This is a genomic window from Afipia clevelandensis ATCC 49720, assembly GCF_000336555.1.
Taxonomy (GTDB): domain Bacteria; phylum Pseudomonadota; class Alphaproteobacteria; order Rhizobiales; family Xanthobacteraceae; genus Afipia; species Afipia clevelandensis.
This window is the reverse complement of sequence record NZ_KB375281.1, coordinates 133,129-148,268: the sequence shown is the minus strand read 5'-3', so window position 1 is coordinate 148,268 and position 15,140 is coordinate 133,129. Positions and strand designations below refer to the sequence as shown.

Annotated in this window: 14 protein-coding genes; 11 read left to right on the top strand and 3 right to left on the bottom strand. The window is 62.5% G+C overall.

Annotated elements, in window-relative coordinates; genetic code table 11:
- The first annotated feature begins 17 nt into the window (after positions 1-17).
- The 5 genes from HMPREF9696_RS00675 to HMPREF9696_RS00655 are packed head-to-tail and all read left to right on the top strand — an operon-like array spanning position 18 to position 4,911.
- Complete coding sequence (locus HMPREF9696_RS00675) at positions 18-914, top strand: branched-chain amino acid ABC transporter permease (RefSeq protein WP_002711002.1); 897 nt, start codon at positions 18-20, stop codon at positions 912-914.
- Positions 914-1,882, top strand: a complete 969-nt coding sequence (locus tag HMPREF9696_RS00670) for a branched-chain amino acid ABC transporter permease (protein WP_002711001.1) — start codon at positions 914-916, stop codon at positions 1,880-1,882. The genes HMPREF9696_RS00675 and HMPREF9696_RS00670 overlap by 1 nt, the downstream gene beginning before the upstream one ends.
- Positions 1,879-2,628 (top strand): ABC transporter ATP-binding protein, encoded by a 750-nt coding sequence (locus HMPREF9696_RS00665; RefSeq protein ID WP_002711000.1) that lies wholly within the window; start codon positions 1,879-1,881, stop codon positions 2,626-2,628. The genes HMPREF9696_RS00670 and HMPREF9696_RS00665 overlap by 4 nt, the downstream gene beginning before the upstream one ends.
- Positions 2,625-3,287 (top strand): ATP-binding cassette domain-containing protein, encoded by a 663-nt coding sequence (locus HMPREF9696_RS00660; RefSeq protein WP_002710999.1) that lies wholly within the window; start codon positions 2,625-2,627, stop codon positions 3,285-3,287. Before HMPREF9696_RS00665 ends, HMPREF9696_RS00660 begins: the two co-directional genes overlap by 4 nt.
- 28 nt (positions 3,288-3,315) lie before the next feature.
- Complete coding sequence (locus HMPREF9696_RS00655) at positions 3,316-4,911, top strand: class I adenylate-forming enzyme family protein (protein ID WP_002710998.1); 1,596 nt, start codon at positions 3,316-3,318, stop codon at positions 4,909-4,911.
- 129 nt (positions 4,912-5,040) lie between these two features.
- On the opposite strand, the gene HMPREF9696_RS00650 is transcribed toward HMPREF9696_RS00655, so the two are convergent.
- The 3 genes from HMPREF9696_RS00650 to HMPREF9696_RS00640 all read right to left on the bottom strand — a co-directional run bounded on the left by HMPREF9696_RS00650 (position 5,041) and on the right by HMPREF9696_RS00640 (position 8,713).
- Positions 5,041-5,814 carry a ferredoxin--NADP reductase gene (locus tag HMPREF9696_RS00650; RefSeq protein ID WP_002710997.1) on the bottom strand — a complete coding sequence of 258 codons (774 nt, stop codon included), beginning with the start codon at positions 5,812-5,814 and terminating at the stop codon, positions 5,041-5,043.
- Positions 5,815-6,154: 340 nt separating this feature from the next.
- Entirely contained in the window at positions 6,155-7,375 is a 1,221-nt protein-coding gene (locus HMPREF9696_RS00645) for an ABC transporter substrate-binding protein (protein WP_002710996.1), read from the bottom strand.
- Positions 7,376-7,429: 54 nt separating this feature from the next.
- A complete protein-coding gene (locus HMPREF9696_RS00640) occupies positions 7,430-8,713 on the bottom strand; it encodes a hydroxymethylglutaryl-CoA reductase, degradative (RefSeq protein ID WP_002710995.1) in 1,284 nt (427 codons plus the stop codon).
- Between the two features lie 125 nt (positions 8,714-8,838).
- Between HMPREF9696_RS00640 and HMPREF9696_RS00635 the strand changes: the two genes are divergently transcribed.
- The 6 genes from HMPREF9696_RS00635 (at position 8,839) to HMPREF9696_RS00610 (ending at position 15,129) form a co-directional block, all read left to right on the top strand.
- Positions 8,839-10,242, top strand: a complete 1,404-nt coding sequence (locus HMPREF9696_RS00635; RefSeq protein WP_051053194.1) for an aminotransferase-like domain-containing protein — start codon at positions 8,839-8,841, stop codon at positions 10,240-10,242.
- Between the two features lie 261 nt (positions 10,243-10,503).
- Positions 10,504-11,721 (top strand): ABC transporter substrate-binding protein, encoded by a 1,218-nt coding sequence (locus HMPREF9696_RS00630; RefSeq protein ID WP_002710993.1) that lies wholly within the window; start codon positions 10,504-10,506, stop codon positions 11,719-11,721.
- 188 nt (positions 11,722-11,909) lie between these two features.
- A complete protein-coding gene (locus HMPREF9696_RS00625; RefSeq protein WP_002710992.1) occupies positions 11,910-12,764 on the top strand; it encodes a branched-chain amino acid ABC transporter permease in 855 nt (284 codons plus the stop codon).
- Position 12,765: 1 nt separating this feature from the next.
- On the top strand, positions 12,766-13,695 hold the full coding sequence (locus HMPREF9696_RS00620; protein ID WP_002710991.1) for a branched-chain amino acid ABC transporter permease: 930 nt from the start codon (positions 12,766-12,768) through the stop codon (positions 13,693-13,695).
- Entirely contained in the window at positions 13,692-14,435 is a 744-nt protein-coding gene (locus HMPREF9696_RS00615) for an ABC transporter ATP-binding protein (protein ID WP_002710990.1), read from the top strand. The genes HMPREF9696_RS00620 and HMPREF9696_RS00615 overlap by 4 nt, the downstream gene beginning before the upstream one ends.
- Positions 14,422-15,129, top strand: coding sequence for an ABC transporter ATP-binding protein (locus HMPREF9696_RS00610; protein WP_002710989.1), 708 nt, complete (start codon positions 14,422-14,424; stop codon positions 15,127-15,129). Before HMPREF9696_RS00615 ends, HMPREF9696_RS00610 begins: the two co-directional genes overlap by 14 nt.
- The last annotated feature ends 11 nt before the right edge of the window (positions 15,130-15,140 follow it).

Genomic DNA, 15,140 nt, shown 5'->3' with positions numbered 1-15,140 from the left:
GTCGCCGCGAAAACCCTATGAACACTTTCCTCACGGTCATTCTCGACGGTCTGATTCAGGCCTCGTGGCTGTTTATTGTCGCGCTCGGCCTGACGCTGGTGTTCGGCGTGCTCAAAATTCTCAATATCGCCCATGGCGGCTTCTACGCGCTGGGCGCCTATCTGGCGGCCACGGCCGTCACCATGGCGGCCGCGCACAAGGTGCCACCCGGCCTCGGATTCGTGCTGATGCTGGTGTCTGTCGCGCTGATCGCCGCCGCTGTCGGCCTTCTGATGGAGCGCGGGCTGATCAAGCTGTTTTACGGGCGTGATGAAGTCGTCCTGCTGCTCGTGACCTACGCGGTGTTTCTGATTTTCGAGGACGTCACCAAGCTGATCTGGGGCGTCAACCCGATCTATGCCAACGATCCCTATCAGCTCTTCGGCAATGTCGAATTCGCCGGACTGTTCTATGTCGGCTACGATCTGATGCTGATCCCGTTCTCGGCGGCGATCGGATTTGCGGTCTGGTTCGCGCTCAACCGCACCACCTTCGGCAAGATCGTCACCGCCGTGATCCACAACGCCGAGATGAGCGCGAGCATGGGCGTCAAGATCAACCGCGTCTATGCGTTCGCCTTCGCGTTTGGCGTGATGCTGGCAGCGCTCGCCGGCGGGCTCACCGCGCCGAAGATTTCCGTCCAGCCCGGCCTCAGCTCCGAGATCATCATCCTGAGCTTCGCCATCGTGGTGATCGGCGGCCTCGGCAGCATCGAGGGCGCCGCTGTCGGCGCCATCCTGGTCGGCATGGCGCGCGCGGCCTCGGTGCACCTGCTGCCGCAGGCCGAACTGTTCATGATCTATCTCATCATGGCGGCGGTGCTGATGTTCCGGCCCGAGGGCCTGTTCCGCCGCGAAGTCGCGAGGCGCATTTGATGAAGTCCGCCACGCATCCTCTGGCCCTTCTTGGCCTTGTCGTCCTCGCGGTGCTGTTCGGCCGCATCATTCCGGCCTGGACGCTGTCGCTGGCGACCGTCGCCGCCTCCAAGGCCCTCGTCGCGCTCGGCATTGTCGTGCTGGCGCGGACCGGCAACGTCTCGTTCGGGCAAGGCCTGTTCTATGCCGGCGGCGGCTATGGCGTTGCCCTGATCGCCCACCATTGGGGCCTGACCGACGCTGTCGCGCAAGTGCTGATCGGAGCAGTGTTCGGCGGCCTGCTGGGTCTTGTTATCGGCCCGCTGATCGCGCGCTACACCGGTATTTTTTTCGGCATGCTGACACTGGCGCTGTCGATGGTGCTGTATGGCGCGCTGGTCAAAACCACGATCCTCGGCGGGTCGGATGGCTTCAATGTCGGACGCCCCACCCTGTTCGGCGCGGTGTTCAACGACCCGCGCGAGGCCGACTTCATGCTGTATGCGGTATCGGTGGTTGCGACCGGACTCGCGGGCATCTACGCCACCATCCTGTTCAAGTCGCAGTTCGGGCTGACCAGTCTTGCGGTGCGCGAGAACAACCTGCGTGTCGAATATCTCGGTACCTCGGCCAATCGCATCATCACCCTCAACTTCATCATCGCGGCAACATTCGCAGGCGCCAGCGGTGCGCTGGCGCTGATGGCGCAGCGGCACATTGACCCGGAATTCGCCTACTGGACGACATCAGGCGAATTCGTGTTCGTCGCGGTGCTTGCCGGAACGCAAAGCGTGGCGGCGGTGTTCGTGTCGGCGCTTGCGCTCGAACTGGTGCGCTCGTTCTCCAACCTGTACCTGCCGAACACATGGCAGCTTGTGCTCGGCGTGTTCCTGCTGGCCGTCATTCTCTTCCTGCCGCGCGGCATCGGATCGCTCTGGAGCGGGAGAAAACGAAAGCCCGCGGCGAGCGAGGAAGGAGCGGCATCGTGACACCCGTTCTTTCCGTACGTGGATTGCAGAAGCGCTTCGGCGCCGTGGTCGCCGCCGACAATGTCAGCATCGACATTCCGGCGGGCCAGAAGCTCTGCCTGATCGGCTCCAACGGCGCGGGCAAAACCACCTTCGTCAACATGGTGACGGGTTATCTGAAACCCGATAGCGGCGCGATCGAGCTTGATGGCTCCCCGATCGGCCGCCGCTCCCCGCGCGATGTGGCACGACTCGGGATTTCCCGCTCGTTCCAGATTCCGCAGCTCTTCATCGAACTGACCGCGGCGGAAAATCTCACTGTCGCAGTCTCCAGCGCGGAAGGCGGGCGGCTCTCCGCGACCGCACCTGCGGATGGCGGCGAGCGCCGCGACAAGGCCATTGCCCTGCTCGAGCGTTTCGCGCTGGCCGGTCATGCCGACCGCCCGGTGTCAGAACTCGCGGGCGGCGTGCGCAAGCTGGTCGATATCGCTATGGCGCTGGCGCGCCGTCCGAAATTGCTGCTGCTGGATGAGCCCACCTCCGGCGTCTCGGCGGAGGAGAAATTTGCGACCATGGACCGCGTGATTCACGCGGTCTCGGGCGACGCCGCCACCATCGTTTTTGTCGAACACGACATGGATATTGTCAGCAAGTATGCCGACCGCGTGGTCGCCTTCTACAACGGACGCATTCTTGCCGATGGCGCACCCGCCACCGTTCTGAAGGATCAGGAAGTGCGCCGCTATGTGACGGGAGGCGCGAAATGACCGTATCCCGTCCGCTGCTCGAAATCGACAATCTCGCTGTTGAAATCCAGTCGATGCCCGCGCTGCGCGGCTTCACCATGCATATTGCCGAGGGCGCCATGGTGAGCCTTGTCGGGCGCAACGGCGCCGGCAAGACCACGCTGATGCGCTCGGTCATGGGGCATCTTGCCCCGAGAAACGGCTCGATTCGCTTCGCGGGCGAAAATCTGGCTGCCCTTCCGCGTCACGCCCGTGCCGGCCTCGGCATCGGCTACATGCCGGAAGATCGCGGCCTCGTGCCGCAGCTCACCGTCGAGGAAAACATCCTGCTGCCGCTGTGGGTCGCAAAGGATGTCGACCGCAAGGCGCGGCTGGAATTCGTCTATGATGTGATCGACGAACTCGTGGCCATGCGCGACCGCAAGGCCCTGCTGTTGTCCGGCGGACAGCAGAAACTGGTGGCGCTCGCGCGCGCGCTCGGGATCGGGACGAAGTGCCTCTTGCTTGACGAGCCATTCGAGGGGATCGCACCTGCCCTGTCCGAACGGATTTCGGACGTTCTTGCCTCGCTGAAAGGCAAAGGTTTAACTGTTTTGATGTCTCAATCCGATTTGAATCATTCGCATACTCTGTTCGATGCGGAATTCGTGATCGAGCGCGGAGCCAACTTTTCAGCCTGACACTGCAGTCAGGGCAGGACACAAAGAGATGGACTGGTCGCAATATCCTATTCCGGCCATGCGGCTGGAAACCCGTTTCGGCGATCGTATCGTCCCCGCCTTCGAGCAGCGGCCTTCAAACATCTGGGCCATGGTCGCCGAGGCCGCTGCCCGCAATCCCGATGGCGAGGCGCTGATTTGCGGCCACGAGCGCCTGACCTGGCGCGAGGTGATGCAGAAGTCCATGCAGGTCGCCGCAGGCTTCAAGGAAATCGGCCTCAAATCCGGTGACCGGATCGCGCTGCTGCTCGGCAACCGCAACGAATTCGTGCTGACGCTTTATGGCGCCGCCTATCTCGGCCTGGTGAGCGTGATGTTGAGCACGCGCCAGCAGAAACCGGAGATCGCTTACGTTCTGACGGATTGCGGCGCCAAGCTGCTGATCTACGAAAACGACATGGCCGACCGCCTGCCGGACGCGGCCGAGTTGCCCGGCCTGCTTCATCGCGTGTCGATCAGCCCGGCCAGTGATGCGCTGGCGTTTCTGGATCTGGTCGCGACCGAAGCCCCGCCGCCCCCTGCAGAGGTGGACGAGCAGGACACCGCGATGATCCTTTATACGTCAGGGACCACGGGAAAGCCGAAGGGCGCGATGCTGGCGCATTGCAATCTGATTCACTCGGCCATTGTCTATGAAGCCTGCCTCGAACTGACGCAGGCCGACCGTTCGATCGCCGCGGTGCCGCTGGCGCATGTCACCGGCATCGCCGCCAACATCATGGCGATGGCGCGCTGTGCCGGTGCGCTGATTATCGTGCCGGAATTCAAGGCGGCGGAATATCTGAAGATCGCATCGCGCGAACGTGTCACGCAGACCGTGATGGTGCCCGCGATGTACAATCTGTGTCTGCTGCAGGCCGACTTCGACTCCTACGATCTGTCCGCCTGGCGTATCGGCGGCTATGGCGGCGCGCCGATGCCGACCGCCACCATCCAGAGACTCGCCGAGAAACTTCCCGGGTTGAAGCTGGTCAACGCCTATGGATCGACCGAGACTTCATCGCCCTCGACGGTGATGCCGCCGGAGTTCACCGCCACCCACGGCGACAGCGTCGGCCTGCCCTGCCCCGGCGCGCATATCATCGTGGTCGACGCCGCGGGGCGCGAGGTGCCGCGCGGCGAGGTCGGCGAGCTATGGATTCACGGCGGCTCGGTGATCAAGGGATACTGGAACAATCCCCGCGCCACGGCGGAGAGCTTTACTGCGGGTTACTGGCATTCGGGCGACCTCGGCTCCATCGACGAGCAGAACTTTGTCCGCGTCTTTGACCGGCAGAAGGACATGATCAACCGCGGCGGCCTGAAAATCTATTCTGCGGAGGTCGAGTCGGTGCTCGCCGCTCATCCCGCAGTGGTCGAAAGCGCCATCGTGGCGCGCCCCTGTCCCGTGCTGGGCGAGCGCGTGCATGCCGTGGTAGTGGTGCGCTCGGATATTGATTCCCCGACCCTGCGCGCCTGGTGCGCCGAGCGCATGTCCGATTACAAGGTGCCCGAAACCATTGACATCGGCACCGAGCCGCTGCCGCGCAACGCCAATGGCAAGGTGATGAAGAAGAATCTGCGCGACAGCCTGATGGACGTGTAGGCGTGCCGCATTCTGTCATGCCCGGACTCGCCCCGGGCATTCTCACACCTCAGGATGGACCAAAGCGCAAGCCAAACAAAAAGCCGCCGGCATCGCCAGCGGCTTTTTCATTGAGATCAGTTATCCGGTTCAGCGCTCGGCGAACGCTTTCTCAACCACGAAGTCAGCCGGCTCGCCGTGATTGCCTTCGACAAAACCGCGATCTTCCAGCAGCTTCTTGGTGTCCACCAGCAGCGCCGGGCTGCCGCACATCATGACGCGATCCTTGGCGGCATCGAGCGCCGGCAACGAGATGTCCTCGAACAGCTTCCCGGATGTAATGAGGTCCGTGATGCGGCCGCGATTGCGGAATGGGTCGCGCGTCACGGTCGGATAGTAGATGAGCTGGTTGCTCACCATTTCGCCGATCATTTCGTCCTGCGGCAGCTTCTCGGTGATCAGTTCGCCGTAAGCCAGTTCGCGGACATGACGGCAGCCGTGCAGCAGCACGACCTTCTCGAAGCGCTCGTAGGTCTCGGGATCCTTGATCACGCTCAGGAACGGCGCAAGGCCGGTGCCGGTACCGATCAGATAGAGATTGCGGCCATCGGTCAGGTTGTCGATCACCAGCGTCCCGGTCGCCTTGCGGCTCACGATGATCTGGTCGCCTTCCTTCAGATGCTGAAGGCGCGAGGTCAGCGGACCGTCCGCCACCTTGATGGAGAAGAATTCGAGGTTCTCTTCATAGTTCGCGCTCGCGACGCTGTAGGCGCGCAGCAGCGGCTTTTCACCGACCTTGAGGCCGATCATCGTGAACTCGCCATTGCGAAACCGGAACGAGGAATCGCGCGTGGTGGTGAAGCTGAAAAGATTATCGGTCCAGTGATGGACGCTCAGAACCGTTTCCTGATTGAAGTTGCTCATAACGGACCCATGCTCTTGCAATCGGTGAGCACACAATCGCCGGACTTGCGGGCGATCACGCCTCACGCAGACTCGTCATGCCAATGAATTTTGCTGGGAGCCTGCCTGGCAGGCGACAACGGCGGCAGCATTCACGACGGCGCTGAAATAGCCGAATTTCCGTTTTTGGTCAATTAGATACCGCATATGCGTCATGCTGCATGGGCAGACCCGCATTGCATTCTAAGATCATGTACGCAGAGAGAAATTTCCTCCCGAACAAAGCCCGCCGGGAGGAAATTACACCTTCTCTAAACCACCACCGCGGAAGCCCGCAGCAATGGAGCGCCGTGGAATCGGCTTACTTCTTCACCATCGGGCAGTTGCCGTCAGCCAGCGGGCGGAACGCCTGCGCCGCCGGAATCGTCTCCACCAGCTTGTAGAAATCCCACGGCGCCTTGGACTCGGCGGGAGTCTTCACCTGGAACAGATACATATCGTGGATATGGCGGCCGTCTTCGCGGATGTGCCCCTCGCCGAACAGCGGGTCCTTCGACGGCATTTCCTTCATCTTGGCGACAACCTTCAGGCCGTCGGTGGTGTTCGCCGCAGCAGCCGCGCGCAGATAGTGCAGCGTGCCGGCATAGACGCCCGCCTGAATCGCGGTTGGACGCTTGCCGCCGCCCACCGCCGCCGTGAAGCGGTCAGCGAACTTGCGCGTGCCGTCATTGGCGTCCCAGTAGAAGCCTTCGGTCAGATAAAGGCCCTTCGCGCCCTGCAATCCGATGGCGTTGACGTCGGTGACCTGCATCAGCAACGCCGCCAGTTCCTGTCCGCCGGCCTGAAGGCCGAACTCCGTCGCCTGCTTCACCGAGTTAACGGTGTCATTCACCGCATTGGCGAGCGCGACGATCTTGGCCTTGCTGGCCTGCGCCTGCAGCAGGAATGACGAGAAATCCGATGCGCCCGGCGGATGCCGTACGCTGCCGAGAACCTTGCCGTTCTGCTCCTTCACCACATCGGATGCGTCCTTTTCGAGCGAGTGACCGAACGCATAGTCCGCGGTGACGAAGAACCATGTGTCCTTCTTCGCCTTGAGCAAGGCCAGCGCCGTGCCATGCGCCAGTGCCCAGGTATCGTAGGTCCAGTGGACGGTGTTGGGCGAGCACTTCTCGCCGGTCAGAAGCGACGAACCGGGACCGGACGCGATGAACGCGGTTTTCGATCCGCGCGTGGCTTCCTGCACCGCAAGCGCCACCGACGAAAACGGCACGTCAAGAATGGCGTCGACCTTGTCGATGTCCATCCAGCGCCGCGCGATCGCGCCGCCAATGTCGGGCTTGTTCTGATGATCGGCCTGCAGCAGTTCGACCTTGATGTCCGGCTTCTCCTTTTTGAAATCTTCGATGGCGAGCTTTGCCGCGGCGACCGATCCTGCCCCGGTCGAGTCCGTCGCAATCCCGGTGAGATCGGTCAGCACGCCGAGCTTGATGGTGTTGTTGGCGATCTGCGCCTGAGCCGGGCTCATCAGCGCCAGCAGCATCGCGGCTCCTGTCAGAAAGGCCGTTTTCGTCTTCATCATTCTTGATCCTCCCGTTTCGATTTTTATGGATTGTTGGCTTGATCCGAAAAACTGTTAGCGCCGAAGTGTTTCCAAAACCTCCTGAGCGACGTCGATGCGTACCGTGCCGCGCTCGACCAGCACCTTTGCGACGGCATCGACGTCATCGCCGGTGGCACCGGCCATGATCGCAATGTTCTGCGCATGCAGCGCCATGTGACCGGACTGGATACCCACGGTCGCAAGCGCCTTCAGCGCGGAGAAATTCTGCGCCAGTCCGACCGCCGCGATGATCCGCGCCAGCCGTTCCGCCGTGGTGACGCCGAGAATCTTCAGGCACGCCTGCGCGGTCGGATGAATCTTGGTCGCGCCGCCGATCAGACCGACCGCGAGCGGCAGTTCGATGGAGCCACTGAGGTCGCCGTCCTTGGTGATCTCGTAGCGCGTCAGGCTTGAATAGCGCCCGCCCCGCGCAGCATAGGCATGAGCGCCCGCTTCCACGGCGCGCGTATCGTTGCCGGTCGCGAGGATGACGGCGCTGATGCCGTTCATGATGCCCTTGTTGTGTGTGGCCGCGCGATACGGATCGGCTTCGGCGAACTGATAGGCGCTGATGATGCCGTCGCGCACGCTTGTCCCACCGATGTCGTCCAGCTTCCACACCGCATGGGCGCGCGCCAGGCGGCGATCCGCCAGATTGGAGAGAATGCGCAGGAACACCCGCCCGCCGCTCCATGACGCGACATGCGGCGCGATCTTCTCTGCCATGGTGTTGACGGCGTTGGCGCCCATTGCATCGCGGGTGTCGACGATCAGATGGGTGATGACCATCGGCCCGCCGAGGGTGTCGAGGATCCGCACCTCGACATCGCGGAAACCGCCGCCGAGTTTCACCAGCAGCGGATCGCAGGCATCGCAGATCGCCTTGATCTCGTCGCGCTTCTCCAGAAGACGCAGCCGCGCGGCATAGGGATCGGGCACATCGACGGCCTGCACCTGCGCGATCATCAGCGTGCCGGACACGGATGTGGTGAAACCTGCGTCGTAAGTCTGCCGTGCCGCGTTGCAGACCGCGGCGACAACCGAGGACTCTTCCGTCGCCATCGGGATCAGCACATCCTCGCCATCGACCTTCACATTGGTGGCGATGCCGATCGGCACATTCATGGTGGCGATGACGTTTTCGATCATCTTGTCCGCCAGCGGCGGCGAAAGATTTCCCATATCGGCCAGATGCGCCGCGGTCGCGGCATCGAGGCCAGCGAACGAGGCCACCAGATCGAGCCGCTCCTGCGGCGACTTGCGGTGAAATCCAGCGATCCGCGACGAGCGGTTCGCGCCAAGCCTGGCAACAGTCATTCTTCAGCGTCTCCCGAACCGAGGTCCTCTTGAGGGGATTTTCGGCTGCGGAAACTGTATGGTGATGGGGGTACACCACAAGGAACACTTTGCACAATTTCGGGAAGGTCCGTACCATTCGCAACATGGGTACAATTCAGCACTCCAGCGGAGCCGTGCGCTCGCGTATCGAGACCATCGCCGATGAAATCGTTGCGAGAATCGAACGCGGCGTGCTCCGGCCCGGCGAGCGCCTGCCATCCATCCGCGGCGCATCGGAGTTGTTCGGCGCGTCCAAGAATACCATCGTCGATGCCTATGAGCGGCTGGTGGCCTCGGGCCAGATCGAGAGCAAGCCCGGCTCCGGATTTTACGTCTCGCTCCATCGTCCCAAGCGCGCCGAAGCGATTGAGCCCGCAAAAGTTGGCGCGGTGGACAGTGTCTGGCTGCTGCGCGAGCAACTGGAAAAGCGTTACGAGGTGCGCGTGGGTGATGGACGTCCGCCAGCCGCGTGGATGGAAGGCTCCGAAGTCGGGCCTTATCTGCGGCCGGTGAGCCGCCCCGGCCAGCGCACCTTGCCGGAAAGCTACGGCAGCCCCTACGGCCTGTTGACGCTGCGCCAGCGCATCGCGGGACATCTTGCCGAACGCTCCATCGGGGCGGAGCCGACGCAGGTGCTGCTCACACAGGGCGCGAACGACGCGCTCGACATGATCGTGCGGCAGTATGTCGAACCGGGCGATCCGGTGTTGGTCGACAGCCCGGGCTACTATCCGCTGTTCGGCAAGCTGCGCCTCGCCAAAGCGCGGTTGATCGGTGTGCAGCGAACCGCAGACGGACCGGACCCGGACGACCTTGCCGCCAAGGCCGCGAGCACCGGCGCGCGAATGTTCTTCACGCAGTCGCTGGCGCACAATCCCACAGGCTGCTCGATCACCCTGCCCGTGGCTTACCGGCTGCTGCGCACCGCGACCGAACACAATCTGCGCATTGTCGATTCCGATCCGTTCGCCGATGTGCTGCCCAACACGAGTCCTCGCCTCGCCGCGCTCGATCAACTCGACCGCGTGATCTATGTCGGCACCTTCGCCAAGACCCTCTCCGCCAGCCTGCGTTCCGGTTACATCGCCGCGAACACCGACACCATTGCGCGGCTGGCCGACCTGAAGATGATCACGCGCGCCAACAGTTCGGGCTACGTCGAACAGATCATCTACGATCTGATGACCAGCGGGCGCTATCGCGGCCATCTCAAGCGGCTGATCGGTCGCATTGAGGCCGCAACCACGCAGGCCAACGACACGTTGTCGCGGCTGGGTCTGCCGGTGTTCGGCCAGCCGCGCGGCGGCTTTTACATGTGGTGCAAACTTCCCGGACATATCGACGACACGCAGCTCTCGCGCATCGCCGCCGAACGCAGCATTCTTCTGGCGCCCGGCTCGGCGTTCAATCCGGATGCAACACCTGCCCCTCCCGCCATGCGCGTGAATATCGCCCATGTCGGCGATCCGCGCTTTGCAAGTTTCATGGACGCCCATCGCGCGCCGTAAGGCAACACCGGTGGGAGGCGTACAGACCAGCGCTGCACAAACTTTGCGCGTCCGCACAGCGAGCAGCGCCGCGACTCTTCGGCATCGCAACATTAACTCGCCGCAACAATGCAGACGGCCCCTGCTACCTGCGACACCGTTTCAAACGCTGCACCGTTCAATCATCCGATCTTTGCTTGACTCGAACATGTCTCGCCAGCAGTCTGTCGCCACAAAGAAAAAGCACCGGACACGAATTCGGATGCAACAGGGAGAAACGTCATGAAGTCATTTCTCAGTTTGCTCGCAACAGCGAGCATCGTTAGCGCCGGAACCCTTCTCGCTTCGGTTCCCGCCTCCGCCCAGCAAACCATCAAGATCGGCGTTCCAACCTCGGTTCAGCTTCAGGTCGGACGCGACACCCAGAATGCCATCAAGATGGCGATCGAGGACATCAACAGCAAAGGCGGTCTTGTCGGGCGCAAGCTCGAAATGGTCGTCGCGGACGAAACCGAAAATCCCGAACAGGGCATCGCGGCGATCAAGAAGCTCACCGCCGACGACAAGGTCGACGTGCTGATCGGCGGCTACACCAGCGGCGTCACGCTCGCCCAGTTGCCGCACATCGCGAATGCGAAGACGATCTACCTCGGCGTCGGCGCGGCCTCGCCTTCGATCACCGCGAAGGTGAAATCCGACTACGAGAACTACAAGTACATCTTCCGTGTGTCGCCGATCAACGCGGCTCATCAGGCGCGCGCGCTGGTGGACTTCATCAACGGCAAGCTCAAGGGCGAGATGGGCCTGAAGAAGGTCGCGATCGTCGGCGAGAATGCGAAGTGGGTGCAGGACCTGGTGCCGATCCTGAAGAAGGGCGCAGTCGCCGGCGGCACCGAAGTGCCGATGGCCGAATTCTTCGACACCTCGACCTCGGACTTCTCGCCGCTGTTCGCGAAGGTCAAGTCGAGCGGCGCGCAGTATCTGATCGTGATCCTGTCGCATGCCTCCTCCGACATCTTCGTCAAGCAGTGGCATGATGCGCAGGTGCCGATTCCGATCGGCGGCATCGACGTCAAGAGCCAGGATGCGGACTTCTTCACCCGCGTGAGCGGCAAGGCGCTCTCGGAAACCGTCGGCCTGTTCGCAACCCGTGCCCCGCTGACGCCGAAGACCATTCCTTTCTGGGATGAATTCGTGAAGCGCTTCGGCACCGCCCCCGTCTACACCGGCGTCGGCGCCTATGACGCGATCTATGTCTACGCGGAAGCCGTCAAGCGGGCCAATTCGGTCGAGCCGAATGCGGTCATCAAGGAACTCGAAAAGACCGATTATGTCGGCATCGCCGGCAAGATTCAGTTCGACGAGGTTCACGATGTGAAGCAGGGCCCCGGCCTGCAGAACCTGCTGTTCGCACAGTGGCAGAAGGACGGCCAGCGCATCGTCGTGTGGCCGAAGGCCTCCGAAACCGGGAAGATGATCCCGCCGCCCTGGATGAACTGAGTCGCGGTCTCTCTCCTTCTCCCCGTTCTAACGGGGAGAAGGTTGGGATGAGGGGCATCGCAGCATCCGACAACGCGCTCGGTGTATCGCTCCGTTAATTCGCCCCTCACACGCTCGCTTCACGATCGGCCTCTCTCCGCAAGAACGGGGCGAGGTGTCGGAAAGACCATGACGAACAGCAGGCGGTTATGCTCGAAATCCTGATCTATGGCGCTGTCTCCAGCGCAATCTATGCGCTGCTCGCGGTAGGCTTCACGCTGATCTTCGGCGTCGCGCGCATCCTCAATCTGGCCCACGGCTCGTTTTACGCACTCGGCGCCTACGCGGCCTATGTCTTCACATCCCTTCTGAACTTTCCGCTGATCATCGCGGCGCCGCTCGCGGTGCTGCTGGTCGCAGGGTTCGGCGTGCTGATGGAGCGATATCTGGTGCGGCCGCTGCGCGCCTCGCAACTCGCAGTGCTGATGATCACGCTGGCGGTGTCGCTGGCGGTGGAACAGGCGCTGTTCATCACCTTCGGCTCCGAATACCGCAACGTTCCCTCCTTCGTGGCAGAGAAGATTTCCATCGGCGGCGTCGATATCAGCGGGCAGCGGCTGCTGGCGCTGGTCATGAGCATTCTGGTGCTGCTGCTGCTCTGGCTGTTCATTCAACGCACGCGCCTTGGCGCAGCAATCCTCGCGGTCTCGCAGGACCCGGAGGCCGCGCAGTATATGGGCATCCCGACCAACCGTATTTTCTCCATCGTGATGGCGATCTCGGCGGGCACCGCGGCGTTCGCCGGCGTGCTGGTGTCGCCGTTCCTGACGGTACAGCCGACCATGGGCCTGTTGCCGATGGTGAAAGCCTTCGCCATCGTCATCGTCGGCGGCCTCGGCTCGATCCCCGGCAGCATTATCGCCGCGCTTATCCTCGGCTATTCCGAGACCATCGTGGCCTATCTGGTCTCGACCTCGTGGACCGAACTTGTCTCTCTCGTCGCGGTGGTCGTCACGCTGATGATCCGGCCTTCGGGAATCCTTGGACGGCGGGCGGCGTTCTGACATGCGGCAGCTTTCAATGATTGATATCGCCGGCGGCATTGTTCTCGTCGCCATTCTCGCCATCGCACCGGTGTTGATCGCCAGCAACTATCTCACCGGCGTGCTGACCGTCTGCGTGATCTATGGCATCTGGGCTTCGAGCTGGGACTTCATGTCCGGCCTGACCGGGCGTGAAAACTTCGGCCATTCGCTGTTCATCGGCGCGGGCGCCTATGTCGCGGGTTTTCTGGCGACCGTCTGGTTCGCAAATCCCTGGTACAGCCTGCCGACCGCCGTGGTGGTCGCTGTCGCCTTCAGCATCATCGTCGGCTTCCCGACGCTGCGGCTGCGCGGACCTTACTTTGCGCTGGCAATGCTCTCCGCGTCCGCGATCCTGCAGCGTCTTTGCCTGATCTTCTGGGAGTATACCGGCGGCGAGGAAGGGCTCTATGGCCTCGACCCCTTGATGCGCAATCCCCTGCACTACTACTGGTTTGTGCTGGCGATTCTCGTCGTCACCGTAATTGTCCTCATGCTTCTGGCGCAGTCGCACTGGGGCCTGCTGCTGCGGGCGATCCGCGGCGACGAAGCAACCTGTCAGGCCGCAGGCATCAACGTCACCTTCTACAAGATTGCGTCGCTCGCCATCAGCGCGGCCTTCGCCGGTCTCGGCGGCGCGCTTTATGCCCACTATCAGCTACAGGTTTCTCCGCCGCTGTTCTCCGTGGTGGTGTCCATCACCGTCATCATCATGTGTTACGTCGGCGGCATCGGCTCGATCTTCGGCGCGGCGGTGGCAGCGATCCTGCTCACGCTGCTCACCGAAATGCTGCGCGGCTTCGGTGAGTACCGGCTGTGGATCTACACCCTGACCCTGATGCTGATCCTGTTCTTCCTTCCCAATGGCCTCGTCGCGCCGTTGTGGCGCAAGCTGACGGAGCGTTTCCGATGACGGCGCTGCTCGAAGTCAACGACGTCACCAAGCGCTTCGGCGGCCTCACCGCCGTGAAGAATGCAACCTTCAAACTGGAAAAAGGCGAGTTTACTGGCATCCTCGGTCCCAACGGCGCCGGCAAGACTACGCTGTTCAATCTATTGACCGGCTTCATGCAGCCCACCTCGGGCAGTGTGACGTTCAACGGCGCACCGCTGCGCGGCCTTGCGCCTTACAAAGTGGTCAACAGTGGCATGGCGCGCACCTTCCAGCTTTGCCGCCCGTTCGTCGGCATGAACCTGCTGGAAAACGTCCTTGTCGCCTGCATGTCGCCGCGCGCGCATCAGGACCACGACAAGGAGGAGCGCGCCCGCCACCTGCTCGAACAGGTCGGTCTCGGCGGACGCGGCGTGGAGCCGGTGGAAACGCTGCCCTATGGCGACCTGCGGCGGCTGGAAATCGCCCGCGCGCTGGCGACCCGGCCCGACCTCCTGCTGCTGGACGAGCCGTTCGCCGGCCTCGGCTCCAGCGAGATCGAACCGCTGGCGCATCTGATCAAGAAACTGCACCGCGAGGAAAACCTGACGATTTTGCTGATCGAGCACAAGCTGCGCGAGTTCATGGCGCTGGTCTCCCGGGTCATCGTGATGAACTTCGGTGAGATCATCGCCGTCGGACCGCCCGAGGAAATCGTGAAAAATCCGAAAGTGATTGAAGCCTATATCGGCAAGACGGAGGACGCCGATGCCTCTGCTTGAAGTCTCCGATCTGCGGGTCAGCTACGGCAAGGCGCTCGCCATCGAATCCGTGTCGATCAAGGTCGACAAGGGCGAGCTGGTCGGCGTGCTCGGCCCCAATGGCGCCGGCAAGACCACCCTTCTGAAAGCGATCTCGCGGACCATCGGCTCGCAGGGCAAGCTGCTGTTCAAGGACCAATCGCTGGATGGAGTCGCGCCCTACGATGTGGTCGCGCGCGGCATCTGCCATTGCCCCGAGGGCCGCAAGCTGTTCTCGGAGCTGTCGGTGCTGAAGAACCTGCAGCTCGGCGCCTATCTGCGCAGCAACAAGGCCGAGATCAATGCCGACCTCGAGCGCGTCTTCGCGCTGTTCCCGGTGCTGCGCGAGCGGCAATGGCAGCAGTCCAGCACGCTGTCGGGCGGCGAACAGCAGATGGTGGCCATCGGCCGCGCGCTGATGGGCCGCCCTGAACTGCTTTTGCTCGACGAGCCGTCGGTCGGCATCGCGCCGCGGCTGAAGGGCCTGATCTTCGACGCGATCCAGCAGATCCGCAAGGACGGCACCGCGATCCTGATCGTCGAACAGGACGCGACCTCGACGCTCAAGATCACCGACCGCGTCTATGTGCTGGAACATGGCCGCACTATCCGCGAGGGCACCGCAAAGGAGATCGCGGGCGACAAATACATCCAGCAGGTCTATCTGGGGGTGTGAAGCCTGATGAA

Coding starts and splice junctions, on each gene's coding strand:
- HMPREF9696_RS00650 (WP_002710997.1), bottom strand. CDS start 5,814: ATGAGCAACTTCAATCAGGAAACGGTTCTGAGCGTCCATCACTGGACC.
- HMPREF9696_RS00655 (WP_002710998.1), top strand. CDS start 3,316: ATGGACTGGTCGCAATATCCTATTCCGGCCATGCGGCTGGAAACCCGT.
- HMPREF9696_RS00625 (WP_002710992.1), top strand. CDS start 11,910: ATGCTCGAAATCCTGATCTATGGCGCTGTCTCCAGCGCAATCTATGCG.
- HMPREF9696_RS00645 (WP_002710996.1), bottom strand. CDS start 7,375: ATGATGAAGACGAAAACGGCCTTTCTGACAGGAGCCGCGATGCTGCTG.
- HMPREF9696_RS00640 (WP_002710995.1), bottom strand. CDS start 8,713: ATGACTGTTGCCAGGCTTGGCGCGAACCGCTCGTCGCGGATCGCTGGA.
- HMPREF9696_RS00675 (WP_002711002.1), top strand. CDS start 18: ATGAACACTTTCCTCACGGTCATTCTCGACGGTCTGATTCAGGCCTCG.
- HMPREF9696_RS00670 (WP_002711001.1), top strand. CDS start 914: ATGAAGTCCGCCACGCATCCTCTGGCCCTTCTTGGCCTTGTCGTCCTC.
- HMPREF9696_RS00630 (WP_002710993.1), top strand. CDS start 10,504: ATGAAGTCATTTCTCAGTTTGCTCGCAACAGCGAGCATCGTTAGCGCC.
- HMPREF9696_RS00635 (WP_051053194.1), top strand. CDS start 8,839: ATGGGTACAATTCAGCACTCCAGCGGAGCCGTGCGCTCGCGTATCGAG.
- HMPREF9696_RS00620 (WP_002710991.1), top strand. CDS start 12,766: ATGCGGCAGCTTTCAATGATTGATATCGCCGGCGGCATTGTTCTCGTC.
- HMPREF9696_RS00660 (WP_002710999.1), top strand. CDS start 2,625: ATGACCGTATCCCGTCCGCTGCTCGAAATCGACAATCTCGCTGTTGAA.
- HMPREF9696_RS00610 (WP_002710989.1), top strand. CDS start 14,422: ATGCCTCTGCTTGAAGTCTCCGATCTGCGGGTCAGCTACGGCAAGGCG.
- HMPREF9696_RS00615 (WP_002710990.1), top strand. CDS start 13,692: ATGACGGCGCTGCTCGAAGTCAACGACGTCACCAAGCGCTTCGGCGGC.